Genomic DNA, 3054 nt, shown 5'->3' with positions numbered 1-3054 from the left:
AGCCATGGAAATATCCCTGCTGGATATTCTCGAAGCCACGGGAGGACATCTGAACTGCAACAGCCCCATTACCGAGCGGTTCTATGCACAATACGGAAGAGCCGCACAAAAACTCGGAATAGTAAACCAGATAACCAGGATATACCTGAAGGAGCTTACACTGACAGATTTATAACAGGAACAAAGAAATTGAGAAGCAGAAAATACATACCGATGCTGATGCTCCTTGCCCTGCTGTCGTGTGCAGGCAAGGCAGGGGCGCAAACCGTTGCCGTGAAAAGCGACCTGCTTACGGGGGGCATGCTCGCCTCGCCCAACCTCGGTGTGGAACTAAAGCTGTCGGAACGTTTCACGCTGGAGGCCGGGGTTTATTACAACCCCTTTCCGGCAGGAGGAGACAAACGCTGGAAACACTGGTTCGTGCAGCCGGAGCTGCGCTACTGGATGTGCCAGCCCTACGGAGGACATTTCTTCGGGACAGGCCTGATGTACGGCGTGTACAACGTAGCCAAGGCAAGGCTGCCTTTCGGGCTGTTCAAAGGGGTACGTTCCGAAAGATACGAGGGAGACTTTACGGGAGTGGGAATATCATACGGCTATCACTTCATCCTCTCCCCCCGCTGGGGACTGGAGACAAGCATCGGCGTAGGATTCCTGCACACCCGATACGAACGCTACCGCTGCGCGCACTGCGGAGAAAAGACCGGAAGCGGAAACAGGAATTTCATCGCTCCCACCAAAGCCTCCATATCCTTAGTGTATATGATGCAATAATAACAAGATAAATTACAACAGCAAATTGAAAGTATGAAAAACTTAATCCGTATTCCTATGATAATGGCACTATCGGCGCTCTGCTGCCGGGCAGGTCATGCACAGGAATTCTACCGGGGGGAAATGTTCGTCACCGGACAGCAGTTCTCGCTTGCGGACGGGCGTCTGAACATTGACCTCTCAGTCGATTTCGAAGGACTGAGAATGCCCTCGGACGAATCGCTGACCCTGACGCCCGTACTCATCAGCGGGGAAAACGAGCAAGCCCTGCCGGCGGTACTCATCAACGGCAAGGAAAAGCAGAAAGTGTACCAGCGGCAAAAGGAATTTGCCGGAAACGGGCATCCGGCCCCCATACCCGCAGTAGTGATAAGGAACGACGCCAGGATGGCGCGCTCCTTCCGATACCGGGTGGCAGTGCCCTATAAGGAATGGATGAAGGACGCCCGGCTCCTGATGAGAACGCAGGAATGCGCCTGCCACGGCAAACAGGGCAAGGCCTACGAAGACAGGATTGCCGGCAGGCTGAACCTGCCCGAAAACCGCACTTCAGCCTGGGACATGGATACGGACAGGAAATACCTGGCCTGGGTGAACTTCATCGAGCCTGCACCCGGCAAAGACACACTGCATGCAGTGACGGGGTCCATCCCCTACTTTGGCAAAGGGAAGCAGGAAAAAGGAGAGAAAACGCTGGGAGAATTGTCCGAAAGCAAACAGAACTTAGAAATATACCACCGGCTGCGCAATGCTTTGCAGAACATCCGACGGGAAGAGGGAACGGAACTCCTGAAAGTGAAGGTTACAGGATACGGGGCACCTGCCGGAAACCTGAAAAAGAACGAAATGAATGCACTGGCACGCTCACTGAACCTTAAAGCATACCTGCGGGAAAACCGACTTGCAACTGGCATTCCGCTGGAAGTAACCTGGATTCCGGAAGACTGGGACTCCATTGCCGCACTGACAAGACAAAGCGGCATGATGTTCAGGGAGGCCGCCCTAGACCTGATAGGGAGTGTAGACATGGATAAAGGGCGGGAACGAATGCTGATGAAACTTGCCGACGGAAAGCCCTACAGATACCTGGCGGAAAAGATATTTCCCGAAGTTATGCGGGTCGACTACAGGATAGAGTACACCCGCCAGCAGCCGGATGCGGCGGAGAGCCTGAGGATGTCCCGTACTGGAGAACGTCAGACACTGCGCCTGAACGAGCTCTTTGCGGTAGCGGGCAGTTACCCGAAAGGATCTACGGAATACAACGATGTACTCGACCTCACAGCCCGCCTGTTTCCCGACAGCCCCGAAGCCAATATCAATGCAGCGGCCGTGGCACTCACCAAAGGGGAAACGGCCAAAGCGCGGCGCTATCTGGAGAGATTCGCAACCATGCCAATCGCATACAACAACATGGGCATACTCTGCCTACAGGAAGGAAAACGGGACAAGGCGGAAGTATATCTTACCATGGCAGCGGCAGCCGGCATAGAGCAGGCAGACAGGGTGCTGAAAGAGTTGAAAAACAAATAGGAAAGCAAAATGACCGGGAACACCAAAAGTATATTAACCTATAAAACAGGCATACATGAAAACAAACAGCTATTTATGGAGCATGCTGGCAGCAGCAACCTTTACACTAGCCGGATGCGGCAGTGAAGAAAACGGAATAACGGAACCCATGCCGCAGGGAAAGACGGCACAACTCGAACTGCGCCTGACGGGAAGCGGAGTGAGCACCAAGGCAACCGGAAGCGCATTACCTACACAAAACGAAGAGAATACGGTGAAGCGTTTCACCGTCGCCATCTTCAACAGTGACGAATCGGTGAATGCCATACAGACCGTAACCAATAACACCACTCCGGCAACAACCATCAACTGTACTCCGGCAACGAGCTGTACGGGCATCGTGGTAGCCAACGCCCCTACAGACGGTTATTTTTCAGGCGTCCTGAACAAGACCGACTTCCTGAAGAGAACAATTGAACTGGGTGATGCCCAGACCAAGGATTGTCTGCCCATGAGCGGAGACGTAAAAAACGGTGATGGCAACGCCACCTTCACACTGGGCGCAGGCATCAACACCGGTATGACAGCCCGGCTGAGCAGGCTCGTTGCAAGAGTGTCCGTAAGCGGCATCAGAACCGAATTTGACCCCAACGGACAGTACTCGGCGGCATCCTACGAACTGAAAAACATCTTTGTGCGGAATGCCGTGAAAGAAGCTGTACCGGGCACGGGAGGATACAGCACCACCAAAATGAGCACACCGGATTA

General features: G+C 53.6%; 3 protein-coding genes. All 3 read left to right on the top strand.

Going from position 1 to position 3054, the window contains the following annotated elements; all coding sequences use genetic code 11:
• The first annotated feature begins 219 nt into the window (after positions 1 to 219).
• A complete protein-coding gene (locus AB5903_RS22150; protein WP_117857643.1) occupies positions 220 to 774 on the top strand; it encodes a DUF3575 domain-containing protein in 555 nt (184 codons plus the stop codon).
• Between the two features lie 33 nt (positions 775 to 807).
• The gene (locus AB5903_RS22145; RefSeq protein ID WP_074713752.1) at positions 808 to 2307 is read left to right on the top strand and encodes a DUF3868 domain-containing protein; all 1500 of its coding nucleotides are present in this window, start codon (positions 808 to 810) and stop codon (positions 2305 to 2307) included.
• 55 nt (positions 2308 to 2362) lie between these two features.
• A partial coding sequence (locus AB5903_RS22140) for a fimbrial protein (protein ID WP_368118301.1) occupies positions 2363 to 3054 on the top strand: 692 nt, incomplete at its 3' end.

The sequence above is a fragment of the Bacteroides sp. 2201st1_D9_2201SCRN_220225 genome, assembly GCF_040928965.1.
Lineage (GTDB): Bacteria > Bacteroidota > Bacteroidia > Bacteroidales > Bacteroidaceae > Bacteroides > Bacteroides stercoris.
The sequence above is the reverse complement of the archived record's forward strand: the minus strand, read 5'-3'. Positions and strand labels throughout refer to the sequence as shown.